We start from the raw sequence: 25,579 nt of genomic DNA on the forward strand, positions 1-25,579 counted from the left end.
TATAATTATAATTTATCGATGATTGAAATAATTTTTGGCAGTTTTAGTCGAAAACAAACTGCTCAGGCTTTGTCGAATCTTAATTAAATAAGAGGAAATTGGAATGGAAAAAAATTTTTTTATCCATGAGATTATATGCCGTCGGAATAAGCAAATTACGACAAATTGCGTTTATTGTATGGGTGCCATATAGGTGCTACCATTAAATTAAGAATAAATGCAGTGAACGGATCATAAAATTTTAGTTTAAAAGCAAAGGCGATTACTACTATTATAAAGAGAAAAGGTGTAATTAACATGAATATAAAAACGGTTCCCAAAGAGATAAATACAAAAAGTAACCGAAAAATCCCGAAGCAATTGGAGTTTATTCCGGGACTATGGCTTGATGGAAGTACATACTGGCTAAAAGGTGTTTCGGAAAAACTTATTCTTGACGGTCAGCTGCTATTAAAAATCCAGCAGGAACACGTTCATTCCAGAATCCGCTTTTATACTTTACAGCTCAGCAATCATGGGGCAAAAACTAAACGGGCAAAGGTACTTGCAATGCAACATCACCCGGAGCCTGCTAAAAGCGATTTTACTTTTGTATCGCCTGCTGATAATGTTATTTTTCATCTGACTGATGACAATATTTTTATGGTTAACGGGTTTTGCAAAAGTACACCTGAAAAGGAATGTACGATCCTTCCATTCTGGAATATTAATTCAAATCAAATTTGGAGCAGCCGAGAAAAAGGAAGCCTGAAATATCAGCCGATGGCGAAAGGGGATACTGCTGGACTTTTAAGCTTTGATGTTGTCCTGAATCCAAAAGAAACAGCCAAAATCGGTATTTGGTCGATATATGGTGAAAGTAAAAGTGAACTTCTTGCATTAAATAAATCACTTTTAAAAAACAGACTAGCATTTCCTTTGGAATAATGATATTATAGAAAAGTCGTATGAACGAACTAGCAAGAAATAGTTTGGAGGGATAAAGCATGCGTGTGAATATTACGTTAGCTTGCACTGAATGTGGAGATCGTAACTATATTTCAACAAAAAATAAACGAAATAATCCTGATCGTCTTGAGCTTAAGAAATATTGCCCAAGAGAAAAGCGATCTACTACACATCGCGAAACAAAATAAACAGCAGGTTGCTTCCTGCTGTTTTTTTGTGCCTAAAATAGCCATTTAAAGGAGGGATCTGCCATGAATCAAAAATCAAACCTTCGAAAAGAAATAAAAGACACCCTTAGAAAAATTCCCAAACCCCTCTATGAACATTATTCCTGGAAGATTGCTACTCAGCTATTTGAAGAGAGCAGCTGGAAAAATGCGAATGTTATTGGACTCACCATTTCTAATCCACCAGAAGTAGATACATACCAGATTATCCGAAAAGCCTGGGAACAGAAAAAGCAAATCGTGATACCAAAATGCCATCCTAAAGAAAGAACTATGACCTTTCGCACTCTAACCCGTTTTTCACAGCTTGAGTCTGTTTATTCAGGTTTATTAGAACCAATCGAAGAGGAAACAGCAGCTGTCGTTCCTGAGCAAATAGATTTATTGATCGTACCGGGTCTAGCATTTAATAAAAACGGCTTCAGGCTCGGTGTGGGTGGGGGCTATTATGATCGCTATTTGGTTCACTTTACTGGTGCTACGGTGTCACTAGCGTTTACATCGCAGATTTTAGATCATGTGCCAGTTGAATCACATGATCGTCCTGTTTCCAACATCATTACAGATGAAGGGATTATTAAGCCGGGATGATGGGGAATTTAATAGTTGGATTCCTCATTTTCTGCACGGTACTGGCAGGATATCTTTTGCGCTCTTTAACAATTTCCGGAGCAGGAGCTGCTTTTTTTATCGGATTGGCCGTATTTTATGGATTTGGAGTGAAGGTATATTATTGTTGGGAATCTTTTTTTTGACTTCCAGCCTATGGTCAAAATTTAGTAGTTCCTCCAAACATTTGCTGGAAGACAGGCTTGCCAAAGGATCGCAAAGAGATTGGAGGCAGGTTGCCGCTAATGGAGGTATTGCCGCCATATTGGGTGTCATTTATCCATTTTATTCACACCCGGCTGTTCTGGTAGGATTTGCCGTTGCGTTAGCAAGCTCTAATTCCGATACATGGGCATCCGAAATTGGGCCAATCAGTAAAAAGAGACCTGTAAGCCTGAGGACACTTAAGCGAGTGGATAAGGGTACCTCCGGGGCTGTAAGCCTGTTAGGTACTGGAGCGGCTCTTGCGGGAGCATTTTTAATAGCGGCAGCAGGTTCCTATTTATTTAATCTTCCTTTATGGGAGGCGGCTTTGATTTTTTTCTGCGGTTTTCTTGGAAATTTAATCGATACGCTTTTGGGGGCATATCTTCAAAAGCTGTACTTATGTGAATCGTGCGGCATACAGACAGAAAAGCCGCATCATTGCGGAAGGGATACGAAAAGAATAAGAGGTATCTCCTTTCTTGATAATGATCTGGTTAACTTTCTTTCCGGCGTGCCTGCAGTGATTTTAGCCTGTGCATTTATTTTTTTATACCAATAAATACCTTTTCTCTACTTTTCATGTTATATATCCAATACACTTTTTTAAGGAGGATTATTTTTAATGAATCGTGTTAACAGGGTTGCCCTAATTGGAACTGGGTTTGTTGGTTCAAGCTATGCATTTGCCTTATTGAATCAAGGAATAACTGAGGAACTTGTTTTGATTGATTTAAATAAGGAAAAAGCAGAAGGAGATGCAATGGATCTTAATCATGGCTTGCCGTTTGCGCCTTCACGTACAAAAATCTGGTATGGTGACTATTCAGACTGTAAAGATGCAGACCTTGTTGTCATTACAGCAGGAGCCAACCAAAAACCAGGTGAAACAAGGCTGGATCTCGTTGAAAAAAACACCCGTATTTTTAAGGGGATAGTTGAAGATATAATGGCTAGCGGATTTGATGGCATTTTCCTGGTTGCGACCAATCCTGTCGATATTTTGACTTATGCAGTATGGAAATATTCTGGCCTTCCGAAAGAACGTGTAATTGGTTCAGGAACTATTCTTGATACTGCCCGGTTTAGATTTTTGCTTGGGGAATATTTTGATGTTGATACCCGCAACGTTCATGCCTATATTATTGGAGAACATGGGGATACAGAGCTTCCGGTTTGGAGCCATGCTGATATCGCTGGAACTTCGATTGCGGAGTGGACTAAGAATAAAACAAATTACGATCAAAATGATTTGGACAATATTTTCCTGAATGTTAGAGATGCTGCCTACCACATCATTGAGAGGAAGGGTGCAACCTACTATGGTATCGCCATGGGACTTGTCCGGCTCACAAAGGCGATTCTGAGAAATGAAAATTCAGTTCTGACTGTTTCTGCTTACCTTGATGGAGAATACGGTGAAAAGGATATTTATATTGGTGTTCCGGCGGTTGTAAACCGAATTGGAATAAGAGAAGTAGTCGAGCTTGACTTAAGCAAAGAAGAGAAGCAAAAGTTCTTGCATTCAGTGGAAGTATTAAAAAAAACAATGGAAACAGTATTAAAAAGAGATTAGCATTCCAGGATGAGAGGGAAAGAGCATTCATGCTTTTAACCTCTCATCCTATTTTAGTTGGATAAAAAACTCAAAACAACCCACACTATAATTGGGAGGGATATAAAATGTCTCGTATGCTGAAATCTATCTTTTTGATTGGGACAATTGGCTACTTTGGCTACCGATATCGCTATCGATTACTTAACGTAGTAATCGGTACTGGCTGGCTGAGAAGGCTTGCTGTTGGATCTTTTATGAGTATGCCAGGTGTCAAAAGCAAAATTATGCAATCAATGTTCGGAGGGCCATCTGAGTGGTGAAAAACCGCAGATGGTTTTTTCTTTTGGCTGTTTTCGCAGTGATTGTTGTTTTCTGCACAAATTCTAATATTTAGAGTCTGTATCGAAATCCCCTGATTCGGACTCGAATGCTCTTGATTTGAGCAAGCCTGTCTGAATAGGCCCTGATTCGGACTCGAATGCCCTTGAATTGAGAAAACCTGTCTGAATTAGCCACTAATTTGAATTCGAGACCTTTGTTTTCACCAAAACTTACCGTGAGTAGCCTCTAAGTGGCAGGAATTATTGTAGAAGGAACAAAGGTTATGAAAAGAGCCTTTCTAAAAGATTGTTTTGTAAATAGGTTTTAAAAAGCAAATCTTTGAAAAAGAAGTTGATTGGAACGGAAGGTGCGAGACTCCTGCGGGAGCAGCGGGACAGGTGAGACCCCACAGGCGCTGTGCGCCGAGGAGGCTCACCGCCCGCCCCGCGGAAAGCGAGCATCCTGGAGTGGAAATCAACTACTCCTTAAATAGCAAAAAAGTATACGAAAACAGCCTTTCTTTTTTATACATCTTTCAAGGCAATATTGCTCACTTGGTTTATAATAAAATGAACGAGGAAAAAATGAATAAATATAATGTATAATGGGCACTTATTAACCGCTCTCTTCGGTGAATTGCACAGAAAGTAGGGGAAACTTTGAATATTCAAGAAGACTTTGTATTTTGGAGGCTGGCGTATTTATTTATACATGATCATGGCTATCGGGTGATTCAACTCTTTGAAAATCAAAGGGAACTTTGGCTCGAGAAATTAGAAAATAAGAGTGTTCCGGTTATCCGATTATTGCGGCAAGATCTCAACTGGAGCAATACCATGCAAAGGGACATTGAACTGGTAGCTTTAAATGGGGAAAAGATACGGAAACAGCTTGTTCGGGGCGATTTGAATGTCCTTAATATATATGTCAGTGCATATCCGCCTGTTGACGACTATGAGTTCAGGATTAACAAGCCATTTACTTTCGGTGAAAGCAACAAAACCTTTGTTCATACAGTAGTGTTGTCAAACCAAGAATATCAGGACGGTTTTCAAAAGCTTTCCGTATTTACAGGGAGTGATGTTTCTTTTCCAATACAGGGAGAATATCAGCTAGAGGAAGTGGCCACAGTTAAGAAAGCAGCGCTTGAGCATGCTGTAAAAGTGGTGAAAGCTGAAAGAGACATTTTTAATCATGGCAAACCAATTTTTACTTATATATTCCTGGCTGTACAGATCGCTATTTTTTTATTTTTAGAAGCTAACGGGGGCAGTACGAATTCGGCAACACTTATTAAATATGGCGCTAAATTTAATCCCTTGATTCTTGAGGGTGAATGGTGGCGATTTATCACCCCGATTTTCCTTCATATTGGTTTCCTGCATCTCGCGATGAATTCTCTGGCACTATATTATTTAGGAACAACAGTCGAACGTTTATTTGGAAGTACCCGATTTGTATTTATTTACCTAGCCGCCGGATTTTTCGGCTCTGTTGCCAGTTTTATATTTAGTGGGGATATATCTGCAGGGGCAAGCGGTGCAATATTTGGCTGCTTTGGAGCACTTTTGTACTTTGGGACTATTTTCCCTAAATTATTTTTTAGGACAATGGGAATGAATGTTTTTATCCTTCTGGCCGTTAATCTCGCATTTGGTTTCTCGGCTTCAGGAATTGATAATGCGGGTCATCTTGGAGGATTGGCAGGAGGTTTTCTGGCAACCGGCATTGTTCATTTTCCCAAAAAGAAGAAAGTGGCTCTTCAGCTATTATTTCTATTGATAACTGTAGCAATTGCCGTGGGTTCATTAAAATATGGTTTCAGCGGAAAAGCATAGGCCAGTAGTGAAAATTCTAATTTCATTCTGGCCAAGAGTATGTTAAAAAAGGAAATTATGAGAAAGCCTATAAGGAATTAAAGAAAATAGACAATCAAACAAATCACCCGTCTGGAAAAACATACTTTCTATTATCCTATACGGAAATAAAAAAAGGAATGTTTCCAGAAGCGAAAGCTCATTTGCTGAAAACGATCAAACTCGAACCGGATTTCCATGAAGCATACTACAATCTTGCACTGATCAGTCTGGAAGAAAATAACTGGGTGCAGGCAAAAAAATATGCTGAAGAGCAGCTGACCTAAAACCGGGAAATAAAGATTATCTTAATTTGGTTAAAAAAATTAATGAACATCTTCAATCACCTGGCGGAGGAGTATAGGCTCCCCGTCAGATGCTTCAAATAAGACCAGCAAATGGGTTTTATCTTTTGATATCATGACCATTGGAATGGTACTGCCAACAGGTTCAACGGAAGTGCCATTTCTTTTTTTTATGCCAAGAAAATAATTTTTATAAAGTCCTTCCCACAGATTCCCGATAATCCTGTTTGTTTCTTGTAGTGAAAAGCCGGGCAGGGTCTCGTTTCCACTAAAGATAATCTGGGTTAAAGGGAAGACATCATACTTATCTGCAGCAATAGAAAAAGAACGAATTCCTTTTCTCCAGCTGTTTTCTATTATTCTTCTTGAAACTTGATCCAGTCTCTTTTTCCATTCTTCCTCCCTGGCAGTTCTCGGGTTTTTAAAGGAATAAGCAGGGATGTTGGAAGATTCGATTACATACAATTGATTAGCTGACATTGTCTGTGCGCTGGAAATGGGACCGCTTTTTTTGTGTATTTCTGCATAATGGAATGTGATTGCCTGGAATAATGTACTTTGTTTCCCAACAGCCATTTTTTTCTGGACTATCTTATCTGTGTTCAATTGCCATTTTCCCATTTTGCTTTGCAGTCTTCCGGTTGAAAACAGGAAGGATATGTCCTGCCTTAAATACGCTTTTCTATCAAGGGTAGAGCTGGTATCCCATTGAACTGAAAAAATAGGTTTGGCTGCTTTTGGCAAAAGAGATAGAGAGGTACTTGCACTCTTGAAGTGAACGTCAGGGTCGAGTGGGAAGAAAATAATGCTTTCATGAACTGGTTCTTTCTTAGGTAAAAAAATGGCTGCTGCCAAAATAATTGTGAGTGTTATGATGCCAATTTTTAATGCCTTCTTCATATCTAGTTATCATCCTTTAAGCCATCCAAAACGCAGAAAACATGTTTTGGATGGTGTCCTTTTCTAACAATATATGGGACAGGCGCGGAAGAAATGTTATGAATATGAAATGGATTATCAACAAATTGGCACCTTTAAAAATTTATAAGTGTTTCTCCTTTAAATAATATGCTTCATATGGTCTTGAGAGAGAGTTTTGTTTCGATTATACTTATTTGAAGTAGACTATTTGTTCTGTATTTTACATAAAGGGGCAGCCGATGAAAACGATTTATGATATTCAACAATTTTTAAAAAGCTATGGAACAATTATTTATATTGGTGACCGTGCTGCTGATCTGGAAATGATGGAATCTGAATTAAAGGAGCTGTATCACTCCCAATTAATTGAGCCAAGGGAATTCCAGACAGCCCTTTTGATTTTGAGGCATGAAATCCAAATGGAAAAGGAAAAGAGAAAATAAAAATAGCAGAAATAGGTGAAGATGATGGCGGAAAAATGGTTAGTAGGTGTAGATTTAGGCGGAACAACAACCAAGCTTGCCTTTATTAATATGTATGGTGAAATTCAGCATAAATGGGAAATTCCAACTGACAACTCAAACGACGGTAAAAACATTACCATAAATATTGCAAAGACAATAGATCAAAAGCTGGAGGAGCTTGGCCAGGAGAAGACTAAGCTTGCTGGTATCGGGATGGGCGCTCCGGGACCAGTCAATTATGCAACAGGGGTAATTTATAACGCTGTAAATCTTGGCTGGCCGGATAATTATCCGTTAAAAGACCTCCTGGAGGTTGAAACGAATTTGCCTGCACTTATTGATAATGATGCCAACTGTGCTGCTATCGGTGAAATGTGGAAAGGAGCAGGAAACGGCGCTAAAGACCTTGTATGTGTTACTTTAGGTACCGGTGTAGGCGGAGGAGTTATTGCCAATGGCAATATTGTACAAGGGGTAAGCGGTGCTGCGGGTGAAATAGGCCATATAACTTCCATTCCTGAGGGTGGAGCTCCATGTAATTGTGGCAAAACTGGATGCCTTGAGACAATCGCATCGGCAACTGGAATAGTAAGGATTGCTATGGAAGAACTTAAGAAAGAAGATGCCGCAGGTGAACTGAAGGATATCTTCGCAGCGAATGACCTTGTCTCAGCAAAGAATGTATTTGATGCTGCCAGAAATGGCGATGCATTAGCCCTGTTAGTTTTGGAAAAAGTATCCCTCCATTTAGGGCTTGCCCTTGCGAATATTGCTAATACGCTCAACCCTGAAAAAATTGTTTTGGGCGGTGGGGTTTCAAAAGCGGGCAATGTTTTACTTGATCAAGTGAAAATCAATTTTGATAAATTTGCTTTCCCACGAGTGAAAAAATCAACTACGCTTGCGTTAGCAACTTTAGGTAACGATGCCGGTGTAATCGGAGCAGCTTGGCTGATTAAAAATAAATCGTCTATTCAATAAGGATAATTTATCTAGGCTTGCAGCTATTGCAGGCCTTTTTTATAATTCATCTTTGAGACCTCCAAGTTCTGAACCTCCATTTTATTTGGGACATTCATCTTTTTTCTTCATTATCATATTTATTTTATGATGGGAAGGAGGAAAAAGATGAAGATATTAGCTAGAAAGGGAGACACAATAGAAAATTACAGCCGCATGTTTAATGTACCTGAAAAGCTTTTGCTGGATTCCAATCCTGAAATCAGCACTTCCGTTTTCATAGCTTCAGAAGAAGTTAACATACCAGGCTGGAGAAAGATCGCCCACCGATTGAAGGAGGGGGATACACTTGCTAATATGGCAGCTTCTAGTGGCTTTCATCTAGATGTATTGACACTTTTAAATCAACAAAGGAATTTGACCGGTCTGGATGCAGAAGGAATTATTTATTTGCCGGAAAAAGCTGCATTTCCACAAATTATCCAGCCTGGCCTTATGATTATAGAAGATTGCTACTTGATATAGAGCAATTAAAAGAAATATATCCGTTCCTTTCCTTCAATCAGATTGGAGAGAGCATACTCGGTAAGCCAATCCATGAAATCAGAATAGGAAGTGGACCTAAAAAGGTACACATGAACGCATCCTTCCATGCCAACGAATGGATTACTTCGCTTGTATTAATGAATCTAGTTGAATCCTACTTATTATCTTTAACAAACGGTTATAGGATGGACGGAATGAATCCTTTATCGATCTACCATCAAATCGAACTTTCGATTGTCCCCATGGTTAATCCCGATGGTGTTGATCTCGCAATCAACGGCCCGCCTTCCGAAAGGGCTGAAGAAGTTCTGGAGATAAACGGAAAAAATACTGAGTTTGTTCATTGGAAAGCGAATATCCGCGGAATTGACCTAAATAATCAATACCCGGCGAAATGGGAAGTGGAAAAAGAAAGAAAGCTTCCAAAATCGCCCGCCCCAAGAGATTATCCTGGAGATCTGCCCTTGACTGAGCCGGAGGCCATCGCAATGGCTAATTTGGCAATAGAGAATTCTTTTGATTGTATCGTGGCATTTCATACACAGGGGAAGGAATTCTATTGGGGTTATGAAGGATTTGAAACTGTTGAAGCGGAGGAAATCGCACTGGAAATTGAACGCAGGAGCGGTTACAAGGCGGTAAGATATGTTGATAGCCATGCTGGGTATAAGGACTGGTTTATACAGGAATTCGGAAAACCAGGCTATACGATTGAACTTGGAAAAGGAATCAATCCCTTGCCGTTATCCCAGCTAAATCAAATCTTATCGGAAGCAGGAGGTGTTTTTTTAGCTATCATAAATAAAAATCTTCCGATAGACTAATCATTCAAAGCACGGGTATATAAAATCTATAGTTATTATTAAAAAACTTAGCCGTTGCATTACGGCTTTTTTTATCGTCTAGGAAATTATAAAATTAAATGATGTGAATAACTTCTACAAGTTGTATTAATCTAGCTCCACAAGGAAAGCTTCGACAGCATATGCTTCGCACGAAGAAAAAGCGATAGCTTTTTCGAGGAGCCCCCAGCCAGTTTTCATCTTAGAGACAGCTTCTTCGAATTCTTGCGAGGAGCATGACCTTTAGGTGATGCTTTGAGCAGCTCCGGGGTCATAAGCCAAATCACTCCAAAAATCAGGATTTCCTGCGTGATCCGTCTTATGCCTGTCGGGGCTAACCAGGGCGCTTGCGCCTTTTGTTCCTATTAAATATAATTAGTTTGGAAAATTGAAACATTTTAAGTTTGAATTCGTCTTATTATATAGCTTGAAGTAAAGGAGGATGGAATTTGCAGTGCAGGTCTGAATGGTCACCATTACGGTTAAAAGCTTTTTCTTTATTAATATTATTGTTTTCCGTTTACTTTTTATATGGCTGCACTGGCACAGACAAGAGCAAGCTTTCATCCTCTCCAAATCATAATAGACAGCCGCCCAAGAAGGATTCCGGTAATATGAGTGATAAGTGGAAACTGCCGATAAAAGTTCCAGAAGGTGAGATTTTTAATGTTTCCGGCTGGGTTTCCACAACTGAAATCATTTATACTTCAAACGTGGGCAATGGTTCAAATGTTTACAAATATAACATGATGACAGGGAATAGCAAGCTTTTTTATAAAAGTGATCTCCCGATAGTAACTGTTCAAATCAGCCCGGATAAAAAATATATTTTAATCCATTCTGCGCCTTCTACATATGAAGGGAGACTTACCATTCTAGACCAGGAGGGCAGGGAGGTTTGGAATAAATCGATCCCCTCGTTTGAGCTTTCCTTCGAATGGAATCAATACAACAATAATGAACTACTTATTTCTGCATTTAATGAGGATTGGACTTATAAGGTATATCACTTGGATTTAGGCAAAAAAGATCTTAAGGAAATAACATTTCCTCAGCCATTTATTAAATGGGTAAACGAAGAAAGCATTGCCTACCTAAATTGGGATAATAACAGCCCTTCATTGTTTGCTCCACTTGTTATAAAAAAAATTGGCGACAGGGGTGGCAAGATTGTTTTTCCAGAGGTTTTTCAATTTGCATCCTTTAAGGATACTCTCTTGACAATCACGGTGAATGAACAGGATAAATCTAACGCTGACTATTCTTTTTATGACAGCCATCTCAAATCAGTTTTTTCGTTTTCGATTCCACAGCTGACAAAGTTTTCTGACTGGCTTGTACCTTTTAACGATTATAATGAAAAAAAACATCAGTTTCTTACCTTTAAACCGTTAAGAAGTGGAGAAGCCGATACTTATAACGAGGGCTTCCAGCTCGTTGTCTATAATCTGAGAGATAAAAACGATACTCAGCTATTACTAGAAGGAATGGAGAATGCCCCAATATTATATGATCCGTCAGGGGATTTCTGTTTATATGGGAACAGGTTTGAAAAGCTTATAGATTTAAAATCTAAAAAAGTATATAAACTTATTGCAGAATGACGGCTCAGTCCGCCATTCTTTTTTTGGCTTATTTTATATGGTAAAATCCCTAAGAAGAAATTATTCGAGGAGAAGGTGCGGTTTATGGCAATTGTGGATGTTACAGTTATTCCAATCGGAACAGAAACGCCAAGTGTCAGCAAGTATGTGGCGGAAATACAAAGAGTCCTGAAAAAGTACGAAGCTGAAGAAAAAATACGTTTCCAACTTACACCAATGAACACGATTATTGAGGGAGAGCTGCCTGTCCTTTTTGAAGTGATTCAAGCCATTCATGAAGTTCCGTTTAATGAAGGAATTCAGCGGGTAGCAACAAATATCAGAATCGATGACCGCCGTGATGTTAAGAGGAAAATGGAAGAGAAAGTCCAAAGAGTGAACAATTTAATACAAGAATAGATTTAAGGAAATAAATAAAGACTGCCACTTGGCAGTCTTTATTTTAATTGAGTCTCAGCTCATTATTAGTGAGCTTCTGTTGGGAATCCATGGTGCAATATAGTCATAATGACAAAAAAGCCAAAAACTAAAAACGCACCACCACCAAAAATAATACCCATAAGGTTTTTATTTTTGAGTGCTGTCAAAGTGCCATAGCCGGCAAGCAAACAAACCAATGCGAAAATGATAACAAGTCCCATTACAAAGCCCCCTTTATCAATTGTTTAGCAGGCAAAGAGCCTTTTCAAAAAAGAAGTCTAGCTATGTATCAAGTATTATATACATTCGTACCCTATTTTATATTTTTTTAAATCATTTGTCGAGAACTAAAAAATCTGCTTCAATTTGATAAGCATTTGCAATTTTTCTTATGAGTTCCTCGTTATGTTTTTCTGTGAAAAATAAAAATTGATTATCCTCATCTGCAGTGAAAACAAGATGCTCTTCCATTTGAAATAAAGCCATTTGTTTGGTGACAGCATCCTCGCTGGATATTGAAAATGCTGATAAAGATTGGGTAAATAGATAAACTCCGCCAGATTCCGCATCAAGGCCAAAATCATAGAAAGCTGGTCCTTTGATTCCTGATAAAAGTGACACCAGCGGATGAATCTCCTCGAACAGCTCACCAATTGCAAGTAATTCCTTTGCAAAACCAGCAGCCTCACGGGAAAGGTAAATAAAAAAACAGCCCCTTGCTTCTTGTAGCTCTGTTTCTTGAATAAGCAATTTTATGAACTCTGGGTTATTCTCAATTGATGGTGCAGCCTCCACGGCTAATACACTTTGCATGATTTTATACCTCCTCGGAATAACCTCACTTTAATTCTCTCCTATTAATAGTGTAAAATAAAGCTAGCTTATTAATCAATTGGAGGTTTACGAATGAAATGGTTCAGACTCCCCTTAGGGGCTATACAGACCAATTGCTACATAATTACTGAGGAGGATGGAACCTGTCTGATTATTGACCCGGGCGATGAGGGTGCAAAGCTTATTGAATGGCTTAAAAACAAAAAATTAAAACCTGCAGCTATTTTATTAACCCATGCTCATTTTGACCATATCGGTGCTGTTGACCAAGTAAGAGATTTTTTTAATATTCCAGTGTATCTGCACATAAATGAAAAAAAGTGGCTTAGTGATCCTGCCCTTAATGGTTCGCAATTTTTTCCGATGGCTGAACCAATGCGGATAAAACCGGCAGATCATTTTTTAAATAAGGAAGAGAAAATGGTTTTAGGCAGCTTTGAGTTTTTCGTCTTTGAAACTCCGGGACATTCTCCTGGCAGTGTTTCGTATTATTTTGAAAAGGAAGGATTTATATTTTCAGGTGATGCGTTATTCAAAGGCAGCATAGGAAGGACGGACCTGGCAGGAGGGAACGAAAAACAGCTTTTAAAAAGTATCCATGAAAAGCTATTATCCCTGCCGGAAGGGACCTGGGTATTATCCGGCGATGGCCCTGAAACAACCATTGAGGAAGAAATGGACACAAACCCATTTTTGAATGGTTTTTAAAAAGGCACTTTTCTTAAACTTTGCTACTATAAGAAACATAGTAAATGTCTTAAAGTAAGGCTGTTTTCGTATACTTTGTTGCTATTGAAGGAGTAGTTGATTTCCACTCCAGGATGCTCGCTTTCCGCGGGGCGGGCGGTGAGCCTCCTCGGCGCACAGCGCCTGTGGGGTCTCACCTGTCCCGCTGCTCCCGCAGGAGTCTCGCACCTTCTGTTCCAATCAAATTCTTTTTCAACGATTTGCTTTTAAAAACCTATTTGCAAAACAACAATCTTTTAGAAAACAGCCTAAAGTAAAATAGAAAAACCCTTCTCGGTTTTGAGAAGGGTTTTTCTGGGGATGTTCTATTTCTTATAGTGGGAGGGGATATAGTTAAGCTACTTCCTTTACATTATTATAAAGTTTACCCTATGTCAATGGTGAAAACCTAAAAGGAGAATACATGATTACGTACTTAAAAGAGCTCATATCCAATTCCCCAACTAAATTAATTTCATATGCAGATTATATCAATATTGCCCTTTACCATCCTGAATTGGGCTATTATATGAAGGATAAAGAAAAGATTGGGATCCGCGGCGATTTTATTACATCAAGCAGCATCTCTTCGATTTATGGCAGGATGTTCGCAAAATGGTTTTTACGTTTAACAGAAAATGAGAATATCCCTTCAGCAGTTTGTGAAATTGGGGGAGGGAACGGAAGATTTGCAAGGGCCTTCCTAGAAGAATGGAGTGCTTCAGCCTCAAAGCCTCTTACATATGTAATTGTCGAAACCAGTCCGTTTCACAGAAAGCTGCAAAGGAATTTGCTTAATCCCGAATCTGAAGTGGTACAGCTTGGAAGCATTGAAGAGTTTTCAAATTTGTCCTTTGAAGGAATGGTCTTTTCAAATGAACTATTTGATGCTCTTCCAGTCCATGTTATTGAAAATGAAAAAGGAAAGCTTGTTGAAATCATGATTGGATTAGAAAATATGAAATTAGTGGAAGTAAAAGTTCCATTAACCAATCCGGATATCCTATCATTTATAAAAGAATCGGGTATAGAATTGTGGGAAAATCAGCGGATGGAAGTCCCGGTGAATATCGAGGATATGGTGAATGCCATTTCTAAAGGCTTAAAAAAAGGAATAGTGGTAACCGTTGATTACGGCTATACAAATGAAGAATGGCAGCTGCCATCACGAAGGAAGGGAAGCCTTCGTGGATACTTTAAGCATCAAATGGAGGAAAACGTGTTATTGAATCCGGGAGAAATGGATATCACTTCACATATTCATTTTGATTGGCTGATTGATAGAGGAGAAAAATATGGCTTGAATTTGGTGGAAAAAATCAGGCAGGATGAGTTTTTATTGAAAGCTGGCATTTTAAAAGAGCTTGATGCCCATTACGATCCTAACCCATTCTCTGAGATTAGCAAGCGGAACAGGGCAATACGCAGCCTTATTATGCCCTCAGGCATGAGCTCCAGTTTCCATGTTGTCCTCCAGCAAAAAGGTTTGTATCTATCAGAGGGTGATTATTTTATAGAGTGAAGAAAAAAAGGCGGAAGCGCCTTTAAATTTTGAAACGATGAAAAAACGCCGGAATATTTCCGGCGTTTTTTAACACGATTTTTACTTTTAATGGCCTCCAGACAGTGGCATCATAAAAGTTGTCCAATAAGTGAAGCCGGCGAAGAAGACCGTTAAATATGCTCCAAATACATACATATACATGCGTTCGGAAAGCTTTAGATAGCTAAGCAGAATGAAGAATCCGGTTTGGCCAGGAAAAGCATAGCAGTTTTATCCAAATCTCCTAAATAAAACATTACCGTAAAAATCCCAGTCCAGAATCCTAATACTCTGTACATGCGTTCCATATGTATCCCTCCTTTTACCCTGCAATACCATCAATACAATATTATAAAGTAAAAGTCATGGAAATGTAAACATTGTTTCATTTAGTTTGTGACCAGCGCCTGATAGGAGCAAGTTTCACATCCAGTAATCATGTTTTCGCTTTCAATTAATTGAACCGAATCGAATAAAGCTTCGAACATACCCTTTAGGAATTCATGATGCATCTTGCATACTGTTTCTGTATGTTCCTGTGCCACTTCCCTGAAAGGACAATTATAAATTTTAAAATAGATTTTTGTTTTGTCTCCATTGGCTTCAAATTCTGGATAGAAGCCTGCAAGAGTCGCTGCGCTTTTTAGGATATTTAACTTTTGATCAAATTCTAATTCATTGCCAGGCTGCATTTTTTTTGAAATCTCCTGGTCGATTATTTCTGCACCAAATTTTTTTCCAGTAATATAAAGCGCCTTTTTTCCTTCTTCTCCAAGGGAAATCATTGTTTGGATGGCGACCTTTGATAATAGCATATAATCTCGGTAGGGAAAATGAAGCTGGATTACGTCATCAGAGAGTCGGTACAATCTGCTTGGCCTTCCGCCTTTTCCTGTCTTCTTTGTCTCAGAAACCAGCATATTGACGTCTTCCAGCTTTGATAAATGAAGCCTTGCTACGTTTGGATGAATATTAAAATTATCAGCTACTTCCTGTACCGTTACTTCTTGATGTCGTTTAGTAATGTATTGATAAATGTAGTACCGTGTTGGATCTGATAAAACGTTCGTGATTTTTAAAGTTTGTTCCATCTCGGTTCACCTCGGACCCCCATAATTTATTACCAGTATAATACAGCGCTTGAAGCATGGGAATGAGGTTAACAATGTTAACACTATATGTTTAGAAAATGTTCACAAATACTCATTTTTTTAGCGCTTCTCGCTGTACAAATGTTATACAAAAGATATACAATGCAAGTGTCAATTAATTCTTTTCTGAACATTTTATGAATGGGAGGAGATAAACATGGACCAATTAATCTTTTACACGTACCCAAGCTGCACTTCTTGCCGCAAGACAAAGAAATGGCTTTCATTAAATTCCATTTCTTATCATGAACGGCATTTATTCAGAGAAACACCAAGTTATGAGGAAGTACTGAAAATTTTATCGCTTACAACGGAAGGTATTGATGAAATATTGGCTACGAGGAGTCAAAAATTTAAACAGCTGGGGATTGATGTAAACGAGCTCCCACTTTCAGAAATGGTTAAATTGCTGATCGAAGATCCAACATTACTGCGACGCCCCATTCTTACAGATGGAAAAAAATTAATCATTGGTCACAATCCAGATGCTTTAAAAAATCTGACTGGAAGAAGCCCCTATAAAATGTCGGGCTGAAACTCAAATGATGAGGAATGGTGTCTGCCATTCCTTTGTTCATGAAGGGATGTAAAATAAGAACATTTTGTGACAACTGTGTTTTTGGGTAAAATTCATCTATTTTAAAAAAGGAAAATGAAAAAATACTGTCGAAATGTGATAAAGACAAAATAAAAAGGTGGTGTTCCCCATTGTAAGTGCAATTGAGATTCTGGCAGACAGAATTATCGCTGACGCTGCCCGAAACAATGCAACAGACATCCATATTATCCCCCGCAGAAAAGATACACTTATCCAACTCCGCTTAACCAACAGGCTTATACCCAGACTTTGTTTACCGAGAGAAGAATGTGACAGGCTCATCTCCCATTTTAAGTTCTCAGCAAACATGGACATTGGAGAAAAAAGACGTCCGCAAAGCGGAGCCATTATTTGCGAAGCAGGAGGAAAAATGCTTCGCCTCAGGCTTTCAACCCTTCCATCGAATAATACAGAAAGCCTTGTAATCCGTCTCCTTCCCCAGCAGGAACAAATACCATTCCACCAGTTATCCTTATTTCCCTCCATGACAAGAAAGCTTCTTGCCCTTTTAAAGCATGCCCACGGCTTAATAATCTTCACAGGCCCAACTGGCTCGGGGAAAACCACGACTCTATACTCTCTCTTGAATGAAACTGCTCATCTATTTCAGCGAAGCGTGATTACCCTTGAAGATCCCATCGAAAAAAATTATGATTCCGTTCTTCAAGTTCAGGTAAATGAAAAAGCAGGTGTCACTTACTCAGCCGGTTTAAAAGCAATTCTGAGGCATGACCCGGATATCATTATGGTGGGGGAGATAAGAGACGGTGAGACTGCTAAAATCGCAGTAAGAGCTGCACTAACTGGCCATTTAGTATTAAGTACAATGCACACACGAGATGCGAGGGGGCCGTTTTCAGGCTGCACGAATTTGGAGTGAATAACCTTGAGATGGAACAAACACTAATTGCTGTCACCGCACAGCGGCTGGTTGAATTGACATGCCCTTTTTGCAAGGGGGATTGTTCCCCTTATTGCTACTCGTATGGAAGATGGAAAAGAGCGAGTGTATTTGAACTCTTATCCGGAAGGAACCTGAACGCGGTAATGAGGGAAGTTAGAGGTGAAAAAGAAGCTGGGCAATACGTGAGACTTAAAGATGTAATTAGGAAGGGAATCGTGCTTGGCTATATCAAAGAATCTGAATATGACCGGCTGGTGTATGACGATGAAACAACGTAAATGGAGCGTATTTGAACAGGCTGTTTTTTTAAGGAAAATCGCCGAACTCTTATCAAGAGGCTACCCATTATCAGAAGCGATTGAGTCACTCGCATATCAGCTTCCTCCATTTCGAAAGGAAGAATTGATGAATTGTTTGGTTTATTTAAATAAAGGCCTGCCACTTCACCATGTGTTATCCCAAATCGGCTTTAACAAGGATTTAACAGGATACGTATATTTTGCTGAACAGCATGGCAGCTTTGCAGATGCCCTACTGGAAGGGAGCAGCCTTGCAATAAAGCGTGAAAAGGATCGGCAAAAGCTTTTGAAACTATTGAATTATCCTCTCCTGCTTATTTTTCTAACAGGCGGAATGTTTTATTTCGTCCAAAAAACACTGCTGCCAAGGTTTACTTCTCTTTTTAAAACAATGAATTTGCAGGCCAACTTTTTCACAAAAGTCGTATACGCATTTGGGAAATACTTTCCCTTTGCAATAGAGCTGTTGCTGGTATTATTAATAATTGCCTCTATCTATTACTTCTATATTTTCCGCAAAAAATCACTCCTTACACAAAGAAAATACCTTATCCGCATACCGCTAGCCGGGCGTATTCTGGCATTGTTATATACACAGTATTTTTCAGTCCAATTAAGTTTTTTATTGGGAGGTGGACTATCCATAACTGAATCTTTGCTCCTATTTGAAAAAAACAGGAGCCAGCCTTTTTACAGTGATCTAGGGAAGGAAATTAAGACAAGGCTGCTTACTGGAGAGAATCTGGAGGAAATTATTCGTGGCTTTCCGTTTTTTGAAAAGGACTTTTCGAAAATCGTTAAACACGGGCAGGAAAATGGCAAATTGGAAAAAGAGCTATTATTCTACAGCCAGCATTGTGTAGCCTCTCTTGAGGATAAAATTGAAAAGTATCTTAGGACCATTCAACCAGTTCTTTTTCTTTTTATTGGTTTTCTTGTCGTTTCAATGTATTTATCAATCTTACTGCCCATGTTCCATTTGATGGATGGAGTTTAAAAAGGAGAGAAATAAAAATGAGACAAATAAAAAATAAAAAACAAGCCGGTTTTACCTTAATTGAAATGATGATCGTCATGCTCGTAATCTCGGTTTTACTAATTATCACGATTCCGAATATTACAAAACACAACTCAAACATAAATAATAAGGGCTGTCAGGCTTTCATAAAAATGGTCCAAGCCCAGGTTCAATCTTACGAAATGGATAAAGGCAAATACCCTGCAAATGTCCAGGAGCTTGTAACCGCGGGATACTTGAAGGAGGGTGTGACAGGATGCCCGGATGGAAAAACTGAAATAAAAATTAGCGCAGATGGCGAGGTTACTCAGGTTGCCAGTACCACAACTCCATAATAAAAATAGCGGTTTTACACTGGTAGAATCGTTAATCGTTTTTTCAGTTTTTATGTTACTCGCTACAGTAACTGCTTTTATGGTTAGACCGCAGTATCAGTATGCGGAAAAACAATCATTTCTTACGCAATTAAAGGCAGATTTGCTCTATGGCCAGCAATATGCTATTTCACATCAGCATGAAGTTACCGTCAATTTTATTCCAGAACAACACTATTATTGTATTCGCGACAATTATCTCAGACCATTTATTGTAGAGAGGACCTATCCAGACAATATTACGATTTCTCCAGGCTCTATGCCTCTATATTTTAAGTATTTGCCTGACGGGAATGTGAGTAAGTTCGGCAATTTTTACATTACTATCAATGGAAAGGAATACCATTTTACTATTTTGATAGGAAAGGGCCGCTTTTATGTACCGGAAGAGTGAGGGATTCTTTTTAATAGAGCTATTATTATCATTTTCAGCACTGCTCCTTGTCAGTCTATTTTTAATTCCCGATTTAATTTTTTTGCGGGATCAGGCACGCCAGACACAGATTGAGAAGGAGGCTTATCAGCTTCTGTATGAAGAGCTCAAAGAAAAGATTTCAGTTGGGGGGCCGTTCAATAATTATTCGCTCGATAAAAGGGGAACACGGTTTAATATAACCTGGTATGACCGGCATGAAATAGGGAAAAAGGAGGTGTGCGTCCAGGTTGAAGGGACAAAATTTTCAGAAGGGAAAGTATGTGAATTATTGGAATAATAGTGGCTTCACATTAATTGAAGCAATGGCTGCCCTATCCATTTTTCTGATGATTGTCTTTTTTATTTCCCCTGTATTTCAAATTATGATGGATAATAGAGATTTAAAAATGCGTGTTCAACAAATGGAATGGGACGTTTTTTGTAGCCAGGCAAAAAAAAGAAGTAAGGATGAGTAAATTTGCTGAAATAATCAATGGCAAATTGATTCTGACAAAGGAAACAGAAAAGGTGACCTATGAAAAATATGGAACCAATCTGAGAAGGCGTGTTAACCTGACGGGACATGAGATTATGCTTCAAAATGTCAGTGAAGCAACGTTTGATGTCATGAAAAATTCTGTCCATATTTCCGTGAAGGATTTACATGGTAAAGAATATGAGACTGTGATCTATTCAGTAATCGATTGGAATGGATAGAATGAAGAGAAATGGTTTTACGTATCCGTTGACATTGTGTATATTGATCGTGTTTTTGTTATTTATTGCCTCTCATATCGAGCAGCATATAACGGAAAGAAAGCTGACAGCTGAAACAAAAAAAATTTTAAGAGAAGAATATTATATGATGGCTTCAATGAAGAAAACAGAAAAGATGCTGCAGGCAGGCGATCAAAAGAATGGGATCTATCAATTTAATAGCGGAAGAGTGGCATATCAAATGGAATTATTGCCAGGAGGTGTTCAAAAAATAACCTTTAACCTTACGCTGAATTCCGGAGAGACTGCCCTTGGATATGGTTACTTCGATAACACAGCAAAAAAGATGGTAAAATGGATAGAAAAGAATTAAAGAGGTATATCTATGAAAACAATCTACCTTATTGGTTTTATGGGAGCCGGAAAAACATCGGCCGGAAAAGAATTAAGCAGACGGTTGAATATCCCATTTTATGATACAGATGATGAAATCATAAAAGAAACCGGAAAGACGATTTCCGATTTATTTTCCGAATTTGGTGAAGAGGAATTCCGTTCTCTGGAAACCAGAGTATTAAAAAAAATAGCCGTAGAGGATGCAGTAGTAGCAACTGGCGGGGGCATGGTGTTGCGTGAAGAAAATCGGGAATGGATGAAATCAAATGGCATCGTTATTTTTCTGGAAGCAGCACCTCAAGAAATTCTGAACAGACTTTCAGGAGACACATCTCGCCCTTTATTATCAGGAGATAAAGAAAAGATTATTTCAGTTTTAATGGAACAGAGGCTTGGATTGTATCAGGAAACGTCCCATTTTCAGATTCGGACCGATGGGAAGTTTCTAAATGAAGTGGTCGATGAAATCGTCCATAGTTTAAAATAAAGTAAAACGGACATACTTATACTGGCCTAAAAAGGATGGTGTGCCCGTGAAAACCAATGACTACGTAAAATATATGACCCAGATATTTGTGAAATATATGGATCAGACCAAAGCAGATCGAAAAAAAATGAGGCTGGAACGAAAAGAAGCGAGAGCAGCATTTTGGTATCGATGGTTTGGGATACTCCCATATGTTCTTTATTCCGAAGTGAAGAATCGAAATATAAAAAAGAAGCAGGCATAAAACTGCTTCTTTTTTATGTCTAATAAATATTCACATTGAGGCATCTGTCAAATAAAATAATCCCCCATTAATAATGGACATTTTAATTTTAGGTTCATACTGCTCCTGTAACGCTTGTTTTTCTGTCTCATAGCTTTCGTTTCTGTCCGACTCTTCTTCATAGAAATGATTTAGCAACTGCAAATCCTTATCCCATCTTTTCCTCGCATCCTCAGCCCAAGAATGGTCTTCTGATTCAATCATGCTTCTCAAATAATTTTCTATTCTTGATATTCCGCTCATCGGTTTTATAAGTGGTGAAAGGGTAAATGAATAATCGGGAATTTTGGGAGTCAGTGAAATTTGCTGAAGACGCTGATGAAAGTTTTCGGCCATTTTCCCGTTTATCAATTGCAAGCCCATCGATTTAAAGATATCCCTTTTTCGATCGCACTGGTATGATATCTTAATATTCATGCCGAGCCATGGATATAAAGGAGTTTGTCTGTTAACCGTATGATGGTTTTCATATAGGCGAATATAACCTGCGAGCTTTTTGGCTGATTGGAATATTTGATGAAGCCGGGGCGATCCAAAATGAATTGTTTCACCCTTCATGTTTTCCGGTGCGAGCTGATTATTAGTGATAAAAGTTAGGCTCATCGGATTCGGAATCCCGCCTGTTTTCTCTAAATAATGCCAGTAAAGGGCCTGTTCATCAGCTCTTTATCTAATTCTGCCGTTAGCTGCACGGTTAAGTAACCGGGTGAATTTTCGGTAATTTCACATTCATTGGCATGGAAGTATCGTTCGAGAAAGTTATGGATTTCCTGCTGCTGCACGGGTTTCTCCCTCCTTAATATCTTTGGCAAATTCAATCATGGAATTCAGGTTATCCAATTTGATTCTCATCTCCCCTTCAGATGCAGAATGTCCAAAGATATCAATTAAATGATCTTCAATATTTCCAAACTCAAGCTTTGTAAGAATATCATCCAGTTCACCAATTACTTTTTCAAACAGCTGGATTTTTTCATATAACAGCTTTAAAACATGCTCTTCTACCGTATCTCTGATAGCAAAGTTATAAATCATTACATCTTTTTCCTGGCCGAGACGGTGTATTCTTCCTATTCTCTGCTCAAGTCTCATTGGATTCCATGGCAAGTCAAAGTTGATGATATGATTACAGAACTGGAGATTGATTCCTTCTCCTCCGGCTTCTGTTGCAATAAGCACCTGTGCGTGTTTTTGAAATAGCTCACGCATCCAGTCCTTTTTCCCTCGTTTAAAGCCCCCGCGGAAGGGGACTGAAGAAATGCCGTGCTGTTTTAAATACCATTGCAAATAAAGCTGGGTAGCGCGGTATTCGGTAAAAATAATGACCTTGTCATTGATCGATTGGATCAATTCCAGAGCTTTTTTTGCCTTTGAATTCTGCTGTACAGCTTCTACCTTCGATATTAATAATTGTATTTGCTGCTCGTAATCAGGTGAAGGGTTCTCTTTTCTTTGCAGCATATTTTTCAGTGTGTAAAATACTGCTTCACGGCTGCTGCACGCTTCTCGCTGCAAAGTCATGACTGAAAAAGCGCTGGTTTGTACCCAGTTTCCATCACCCTTTAGGTCCATTATCGCTTCATATAGCTCTCTCTCTGATGCGGAAAAAGTAATTGGTATTGTCTCGACATGGCGTTTTGTCCATTCGATTCCGGTATCGGCTCGGCGGTTCCTGATCATTACTTTATTTACAATCTCTTTTAAATGCTCATCATCCTGAAGTGTGCGGGCATCTTTTTTGTATTTTTCATAGAAAGCGGTCTCACTTCCAAGATGACCTGGTTTTAATAGGGAAACAAGATTGAAAATCTCTTCAATTCGGTTTTGGATAGGTGTAGCAGTAAGTAGAAGACAAAATTTCTTCTTTAAGCTTTGGACAAACTCATAGTTTTTCGTTTTATTATTTTTTAATTTGTGGGCTTCATCGATAATAATTAAATCATAGTTTTGTTTGTATATAATATCCCTATGTGGATTACGTTTAGCCGTATCGATAGATGACACCACTACATCACATTGATCCCATACATAGCTTTTCCTCTGTGTTACTGCAGGGATAAAAAATTTTGAATTCAACTCAATTGCCCATTGAGTGACAAGTGATGCAGGAACTAAAATAAGCACCTTTTTTACAAGGCCTCTGATCATATATTCCTTTAATATTAATCCTGCTTCTATCGTTTTTCCCAGACCGACTTCATCAGCAAGGATTGCCTTGCCATGCATATTCTCGATTACTTGTTTAGCAGTTTCGAGCTGATGCGGCAGCGGGGTCAATTGAGGCAGATGGCCGGGTGCCTGCAGACCTTCGAAATCCGGGATAACCGTATGGTTCTCCACTTCAACTGCAAGTTTAAAAAGCTCCCAATTTCCCCATGGTCCATCATGGTCAATCCGATGCAAAAATTCATCCTGCCAGGAAGAATCAAATTCAATTGTGACAGGCAAGTTTTTCAGCTCCTTTTCATGCGAAAATGTATTGCTCAAATTATCGCTTTAATGGTAGGATGAAGTTAGCTTTGAAAGTTTTAAGTATTCTAAAAAATAATTTTTAAAGCTTAGTTTTCTTAGTATTGCCCATTTGGAAAATATTATAAATGCGGATGATGATAAGGGGAGAGACTACATACGTAGCGCCGAAGGAGCAAACAATCTGTGAATCTCTCAGGCAAAAGAACTCTTGTTTGACGCAGCTCTGGAGAGAGCTTCCTTTCCAAAGGAAGCCACCAAAGGGGAAAGCCTTTACAGGTAAACTTTCAGGTGCAAGGACAGAGACCTTCTCATACAACAGGGGAGGACTCTGTCCTTTTTTGGCTGCATGAGAGTTTATTGTTTCCCTCGGGGGCTGGAAGAAAGCCATATCTTGATACTTAAGATTGGCGAACTGCATCAGTCAGTTAATTAAATTCTTTGAAACCATTTAGTTTTGAAAGGGGATAAACAATGTCAGAATTAAAGCGGACTCCACTATTTGAAAGCTACAAGGAATATGGGGCAAAGACAATCGATTTTGGAGGCTGGGAGCTGCCAGTCCAATTTTCAAGCATTAAAGAGGAGCATGAAGCTGTCCGCACGAAAGCAGGATTATTCGATGTTTCCCATATGGGAGAGATTGAAGTAAAAGGTACTGACAGTTTAGGCTATCTGCAAAAAATGATGACAAATGATATCTCGAAACTTTCTGACGGTGGGGCTCAATACACTGCAATGTGCTATGAAAGCGGCGGCACAGTGGATGACCTGCTCGTTTATAAAATAAAAGACAATCACTATCTCCTAGTAGTCAATGCTTCTAATATTGAAAAGGACTATCAGTGGCTTTTCGACCATGTTGAGGGAAATGTCGAGCTGGAGAACCTTTCTGAAACTACAGCACAATTAGCCCTTCAAGGTCCTTTGGCAGAAAAAGTTCTCCAAAAGCTGGCAGGAGAAGAAGATTTAAGCGGAATTGGATTTTTTAAATTTCAGCAGGAAGTAACCTTGAACGGTAAAAAAGCTCTTGTTTCAAGAACTGGATATACTGGTGAAGATGGTTTTGAAATTTATTGTGATGCAAACGACGCAGCTGACCTGTGGAAAGAAATCTTAACAGCTGGCGAAGAAGACGGAGTAGTACCATGTGGCCTTGGTTCTCGTGACACCCTTCGCTTTGAAGCGAATTTGGCACTATATGGCCAGGAACTGACTTCTGAGATTTCTCCGCTTGAAGCTGGAATCGGCTTTGCTGTGAAATTGAATAAGGAAGCAGATTTTATCGGCAAAGAAGTCCTGATCCAGCAAAAACAAGGCGGAACACCAAGAAAGCTTGTTGGCATCGAAATGATTGACAGAGGAATTCCACGCCATGGTTACCCGGTTTATAAAGGGGAAGAACTAATCGGCGAAGTGACCACCGGCACACAATCACCTACGTTAAAGAAAAACATCGGTCTTGCTCTTATTAAAACGGAAGAAGCAGCCTTGAAAATGAAGTTGATGTTGAAATCCGCGGAAAAAGACTGAAAGCCCAAATTGTGCCGACACCTTTTTATAAAAGAGAAAAGAAATAG

31 protein-coding genes, 4 pseudogenes and 1 riboswitch are annotated in these 25,579 nt (G+C 38.9%); of the genes and pseudogenes, 28 read left to right on the forward strand and 7 right to left on the reverse strand.

Going from position 1 to position 25,579, the window contains the following annotated elements; translation table 11 throughout:
* Positions 1 to 297: 297 nt before the first annotated feature.
* The 8 genes from RCG23_RS19155 to RCG23_RS19190 all read left to right on the forward strand — a co-directional run bounded on the left by RCG23_RS19155 (position 298) and on the right by RCG23_RS19190 (position 6,010).
* Positions 298 to 927, forward strand: coding sequence for a hypothetical protein (locus RCG23_RS19155; protein WP_308176960.1), 630 nt, complete (start codon positions 298 to 300; stop codon positions 925 to 927).
* A 59-nt stretch (positions 928 to 986) separates the two neighbouring features.
* Positions 987 to 1,136: a 50S ribosomal protein L33 gene (rpmG, locus tag RCG23_RS19160; protein ID WP_081679947.1), complete on the forward strand. Its 150-nt coding sequence runs from the start codon at positions 987 to 989 to the stop codon at positions 1,134 to 1,136.
* 63 nt (positions 1,137 to 1,199) lie between these two features.
* Positions 1,200 to 1,766 carry a 5-formyltetrahydrofolate cyclo-ligase gene (locus RCG23_RS19165; protein ID WP_308176961.1) on the forward strand — a complete coding sequence of 189 codons (567 nt, stop codon included), beginning with the start codon at positions 1,200 to 1,202 and terminating at the stop codon, positions 1,764 to 1,766.
* A 142-nt stretch (positions 1,767 to 1,908) separates the two neighbouring features.
* Complete coding sequence (locus RCG23_RS19170; protein WP_308176962.1) at positions 1,909 to 2,550, forward strand: DUF92 domain-containing protein; 642 nt, start codon at positions 1,909 to 1,911, stop codon at positions 2,548 to 2,550.
* Positions 2,551 to 2,613: 63 nt separating this feature from the next.
* Positions 2,614 to 3,564 carry an L-lactate dehydrogenase gene (locus tag RCG23_RS19175; protein WP_308176963.1) on the forward strand — a complete coding sequence of 317 codons (951 nt, stop codon included), beginning with the start codon at positions 2,614 to 2,616 and terminating at the stop codon, positions 3,562 to 3,564.
* A gap of 107 nt (positions 3,565 to 3,671) precedes the next feature.
* A complete protein-coding gene (locus RCG23_RS19180) occupies positions 3,672 to 3,866 on the forward strand; it encodes a hypothetical protein (protein ID WP_308176964.1) in 195 nt (64 codons plus the stop codon).
* Between the two features lie 660 nt (positions 3,867 to 4,526).
* Positions 4,527 to 5,705 carry a rhomboid family intramembrane serine protease gene (locus RCG23_RS19185; protein ID WP_308176965.1) on the forward strand — a complete coding sequence of 393 codons (1,179 nt, stop codon included), beginning with the start codon at positions 4,527 to 4,529 and terminating at the stop codon, positions 5,703 to 5,705.
* Positions 5,706 to 5,863: 158 nt separating this feature from the next.
* Complete coding sequence (locus tag RCG23_RS19190) at positions 5,864 to 6,010, forward strand: tetratricopeptide repeat protein (protein ID WP_308176966.1); 147 nt, start codon at positions 5,864 to 5,866, stop codon at positions 6,008 to 6,010.
* Positions 6,011 to 6,049: 39 nt separating this feature from the next.
* Here RCG23_RS19190 and RCG23_RS19195 read toward each other — a convergent pair whose 3' ends face one another.
* Complete coding sequence (locus tag RCG23_RS19195) at positions 6,050 to 6,928, reverse strand: hypothetical protein (protein WP_308176967.1); 879 nt, start codon at positions 6,926 to 6,928, stop codon at positions 6,050 to 6,052.
* 260 nt (positions 6,929 to 7,188) lie between these two features.
* On the opposite strand from RCG23_RS19195, the gene RCG23_RS19200 reads away from it, so the two are divergent.
* From RCG23_RS19200 to RCG23_RS19225, 6 genes are all read left to right on the forward strand, one after another.
* The gene (locus tag RCG23_RS19200; RefSeq protein WP_308176968.1) at positions 7,189 to 7,392 is read left to right on the forward strand and encodes a YqgQ family protein; all 204 of its coding nucleotides are present in this window, start codon (positions 7,189 to 7,191) and stop codon (positions 7,390 to 7,392) included.
* Positions 7,393 to 7,416: 24 nt separating this feature from the next.
* Positions 7,417 to 8,394 carry an ROK family glucokinase gene (locus RCG23_RS19205; RefSeq protein WP_308180112.1) on the forward strand — a complete coding sequence of 326 codons (978 nt, stop codon included), beginning with the start codon at positions 7,417 to 7,419 and terminating at the stop codon, positions 8,392 to 8,394.
* A 147-nt stretch (positions 8,395 to 8,541) separates the two neighbouring features.
* Positions 8,542 to 8,898, forward strand: coding sequence for a hypothetical protein (locus RCG23_RS19210; RefSeq protein WP_308176969.1), 357 nt, complete (start codon positions 8,542 to 8,544; stop codon positions 8,896 to 8,898).
* Complete coding sequence (locus RCG23_RS19215) at positions 8,883 to 9,743, forward strand: M14 family metallopeptidase (protein WP_308176970.1); 861 nt, start codon at positions 8,883 to 8,885, stop codon at positions 9,741 to 9,743. The genes RCG23_RS19210 and RCG23_RS19215 overlap by 16 nt, the downstream gene beginning before the upstream one ends.
* Positions 9,744 to 10,210: 467 nt before the next feature.
* Positions 10,211 to 11,365, forward strand: a complete 1,155-nt coding sequence (locus RCG23_RS19220) for a YqgU-like beta propeller domain-containing protein (protein ID WP_308176971.1) — start codon at positions 10,211 to 10,213, stop codon at positions 11,363 to 11,365.
* 84 nt (positions 11,366 to 11,449) lie between these two features.
* The gene (locus RCG23_RS19225) at positions 11,450 to 11,764 is read left to right on the forward strand and encodes an MTH1187 family thiamine-binding protein (RefSeq protein ID WP_308176972.1); all 315 of its coding nucleotides are present in this window, start codon (positions 11,450 to 11,452) and stop codon (positions 11,762 to 11,764) included.
* 65 nt (positions 11,765 to 11,829) lie between these two features.
* Here RCG23_RS19225 and RCG23_RS19230 read toward each other — a convergent pair whose 3' ends face one another.
* Positions 11,830 to 12,006: a DUF2759 domain-containing protein gene (locus RCG23_RS19230; protein WP_308176973.1), complete on the reverse strand. Its 177-nt coding sequence runs from the start codon at positions 12,004 to 12,006 to the stop codon at positions 11,830 to 11,832.
* Between the two features lie 112 nt (positions 12,007 to 12,118).
* Positions 12,119 to 12,598, reverse strand: a complete 480-nt coding sequence (locus RCG23_RS19235; protein ID WP_308176974.1) for a hypothetical protein — start codon at positions 12,596 to 12,598, stop codon at positions 12,119 to 12,121.
* A gap of 93 nt (positions 12,599 to 12,691) precedes the next feature.
* Between RCG23_RS19235 and RCG23_RS19240 the strand changes: the two genes are divergently transcribed.
* Together RCG23_RS19240 and RCG23_RS19245 are read left to right on the forward strand one after the other, a co-directional pair.
* Positions 12,692 to 13,327, forward strand: coding sequence for an MBL fold metallo-hydrolase (locus RCG23_RS19240; RefSeq protein ID WP_308176975.1), 636 nt, complete (start codon positions 12,692 to 12,694; stop codon positions 13,325 to 13,327).
* A gap of 442 nt (positions 13,328 to 13,769) precedes the next feature.
* Positions 13,770 to 14,867, forward strand: a complete 1,098-nt coding sequence (locus RCG23_RS19245; RefSeq protein ID WP_308176976.1) for a class I SAM-dependent methyltransferase — start codon at positions 13,770 to 13,772, stop codon at positions 14,865 to 14,867.
* A gap of 87 nt (positions 14,868 to 14,954) precedes the next feature.
* On the opposite strand, the pseudogene RCG23_RS19250 reads toward RCG23_RS19245, so the two are convergent.
* A pseudogene (locus RCG23_RS19250) lies at positions 14,955 to 15,196 on the reverse strand (DUF2626 domain-containing protein).
* Positions 15,197 to 15,277: 81 nt separating this feature from the next.
* Entirely contained in the window at positions 15,278 to 15,979 is a 702-nt protein-coding gene (locus RCG23_RS19255) for a helix-turn-helix transcriptional regulator (protein ID WP_308176977.1), read from the reverse strand.
* Positions 15,980 to 16,196: 217 nt separating this feature from the next.
* On the opposite strand from RCG23_RS19255, the gene RCG23_RS19260 reads away from it, so the two are divergent.
* The 11 genes and pseudogenes from RCG23_RS19260 (at position 16,197) to RCG23_RS19310 (ending at position 21,491) form a co-directional block, all read left to right on the forward strand.
* Positions 16,197 to 16,574: a Spx/MgsR family RNA polymerase-binding regulatory protein gene (locus tag RCG23_RS19260; RefSeq protein ID WP_308176978.1), complete on the forward strand. Its 378-nt coding sequence runs from the start codon at positions 16,197 to 16,199 to the stop codon at positions 16,572 to 16,574.
* 172 nt (positions 16,575 to 16,746) lie between these two features.
* Positions 16,747 to 17,819: pseudogene (gene comGA, locus RCG23_RS19265) on the forward strand (competence type IV pilus ATPase ComGA).
* Complete coding sequence (gene comGB / locus RCG23_RS19270) at positions 17,806 to 18,837, forward strand: competence type IV pilus assembly protein ComGB (RefSeq protein WP_308176979.1); 1,032 nt, start codon at positions 17,806 to 17,808, stop codon at positions 18,835 to 18,837. Before comGA ends, comGB begins: the two are co-directional and overlap by 14 nt.
* A gap of 17 nt (positions 18,838 to 18,854) precedes the next feature.
* Positions 18,855 to 19,193, forward strand: a complete 339-nt coding sequence (gene comGC / locus RCG23_RS19275; RefSeq protein WP_308176980.1) for a competence type IV pilus major pilin ComGC — start codon at positions 18,855 to 18,857, stop codon at positions 19,191 to 19,193.
* On the forward strand, positions 19,171 to 19,626 hold the full coding sequence (gene comGD, locus RCG23_RS19280) for a competence type IV pilus minor pilin ComGD (protein ID WP_308176981.1): 456 nt from the start codon (positions 19,171 to 19,173) through the stop codon (positions 19,624 to 19,626). Before comGC ends, comGD begins: the two co-directional genes overlap by 23 nt.
* Positions 19,610 to 19,945: a hypothetical protein gene (locus RCG23_RS19285; protein ID WP_308176982.1), complete on the forward strand. Its 336-nt coding sequence runs from the start codon at positions 19,610 to 19,612 to the stop codon at positions 19,943 to 19,945. The genes comGD and RCG23_RS19285 overlap by 17 nt, the downstream gene beginning before the upstream one ends.
* A complete protein-coding gene (locus RCG23_RS19290) occupies positions 19,929 to 20,123 on the forward strand; it encodes a prepilin-type N-terminal cleavage/methylation domain-containing protein (protein ID WP_308176983.1) in 195 nt (64 codons plus the stop codon). The genes RCG23_RS19285 and RCG23_RS19290 overlap by 17 nt, the downstream gene beginning before the upstream one ends.
* On the forward strand, positions 20,116 to 20,364 hold the full coding sequence (locus RCG23_RS19295; protein ID WP_308176984.1) for a competence type IV pilus minor pilin ComGF: 249 nt from the start codon (positions 20,116 to 20,118) through the stop codon (positions 20,362 to 20,364). Before RCG23_RS19290 ends, RCG23_RS19295 begins: the two co-directional genes overlap by 8 nt.
* A gap of 1 nt (position 20,365) precedes the next feature.
* On the forward strand, positions 20,366 to 20,737 hold the full coding sequence (gene comGG / locus RCG23_RS19300) for a competence type IV pilus minor pilin ComGG (RefSeq protein WP_308176985.1): 372 nt from the start codon (positions 20,366 to 20,368) through the stop codon (positions 20,735 to 20,737).
* Between the two features lie 12 nt (positions 20,738 to 20,749).
* On the forward strand, positions 20,750 to 21,247 hold the full coding sequence (locus RCG23_RS19305; RefSeq protein ID WP_308176986.1) for a shikimate kinase: 498 nt from the start codon (positions 20,750 to 20,752) through the stop codon (positions 21,245 to 21,247).
* Between the two features lie 46 nt (positions 21,248 to 21,293).
* The gene (locus RCG23_RS19310) at positions 21,294 to 21,491 is read left to right on the forward strand and encodes a YqzE family protein (protein WP_308176987.1); all 198 of its coding nucleotides are present in this window, start codon (positions 21,294 to 21,296) and stop codon (positions 21,489 to 21,491) included.
* A 30-nt stretch (positions 21,492 to 21,521) separates the two neighbouring features.
* Here the strand turns inward: RCG23_RS19310 and RCG23_RS19315 are convergent.
* Positions 21,522 to 22,312 (reverse strand): annotated as a pseudogene (locus tag RCG23_RS19315) (YqhG family protein).
* Positions 22,290 to 23,978, reverse strand: coding sequence for a DEAD/DEAH box helicase (locus RCG23_RS19320; protein WP_308176988.1), 1,689 nt, complete (start codon positions 23,976 to 23,978; stop codon positions 22,290 to 22,292). Before RCG23_RS19320 ends, RCG23_RS19315 begins: the two are co-directional and overlap by 23 nt.
* A gap of 155 nt (positions 23,979 to 24,133) precedes the next feature.
* Positions 24,134 to 24,220: riboswitch (glycine riboswitch) on the forward strand.
* A gap of 253 nt (positions 24,221 to 24,473) precedes the next feature.
* Between RCG23_RS19320 and gcvT the strand changes: the two are divergent.
* A pseudogene (gcvT, locus tag RCG23_RS19325) lies at positions 24,474 to 25,579 on the forward strand (glycine cleavage system aminomethyltransferase GcvT).

This window comes from Neobacillus sp. PS3-34 (genome assembly GCF_030915465.1).
GTDB lineage: Bacteria > Bacillota > Bacilli > Bacillales > Cytobacillaceae > Neobacillus_A.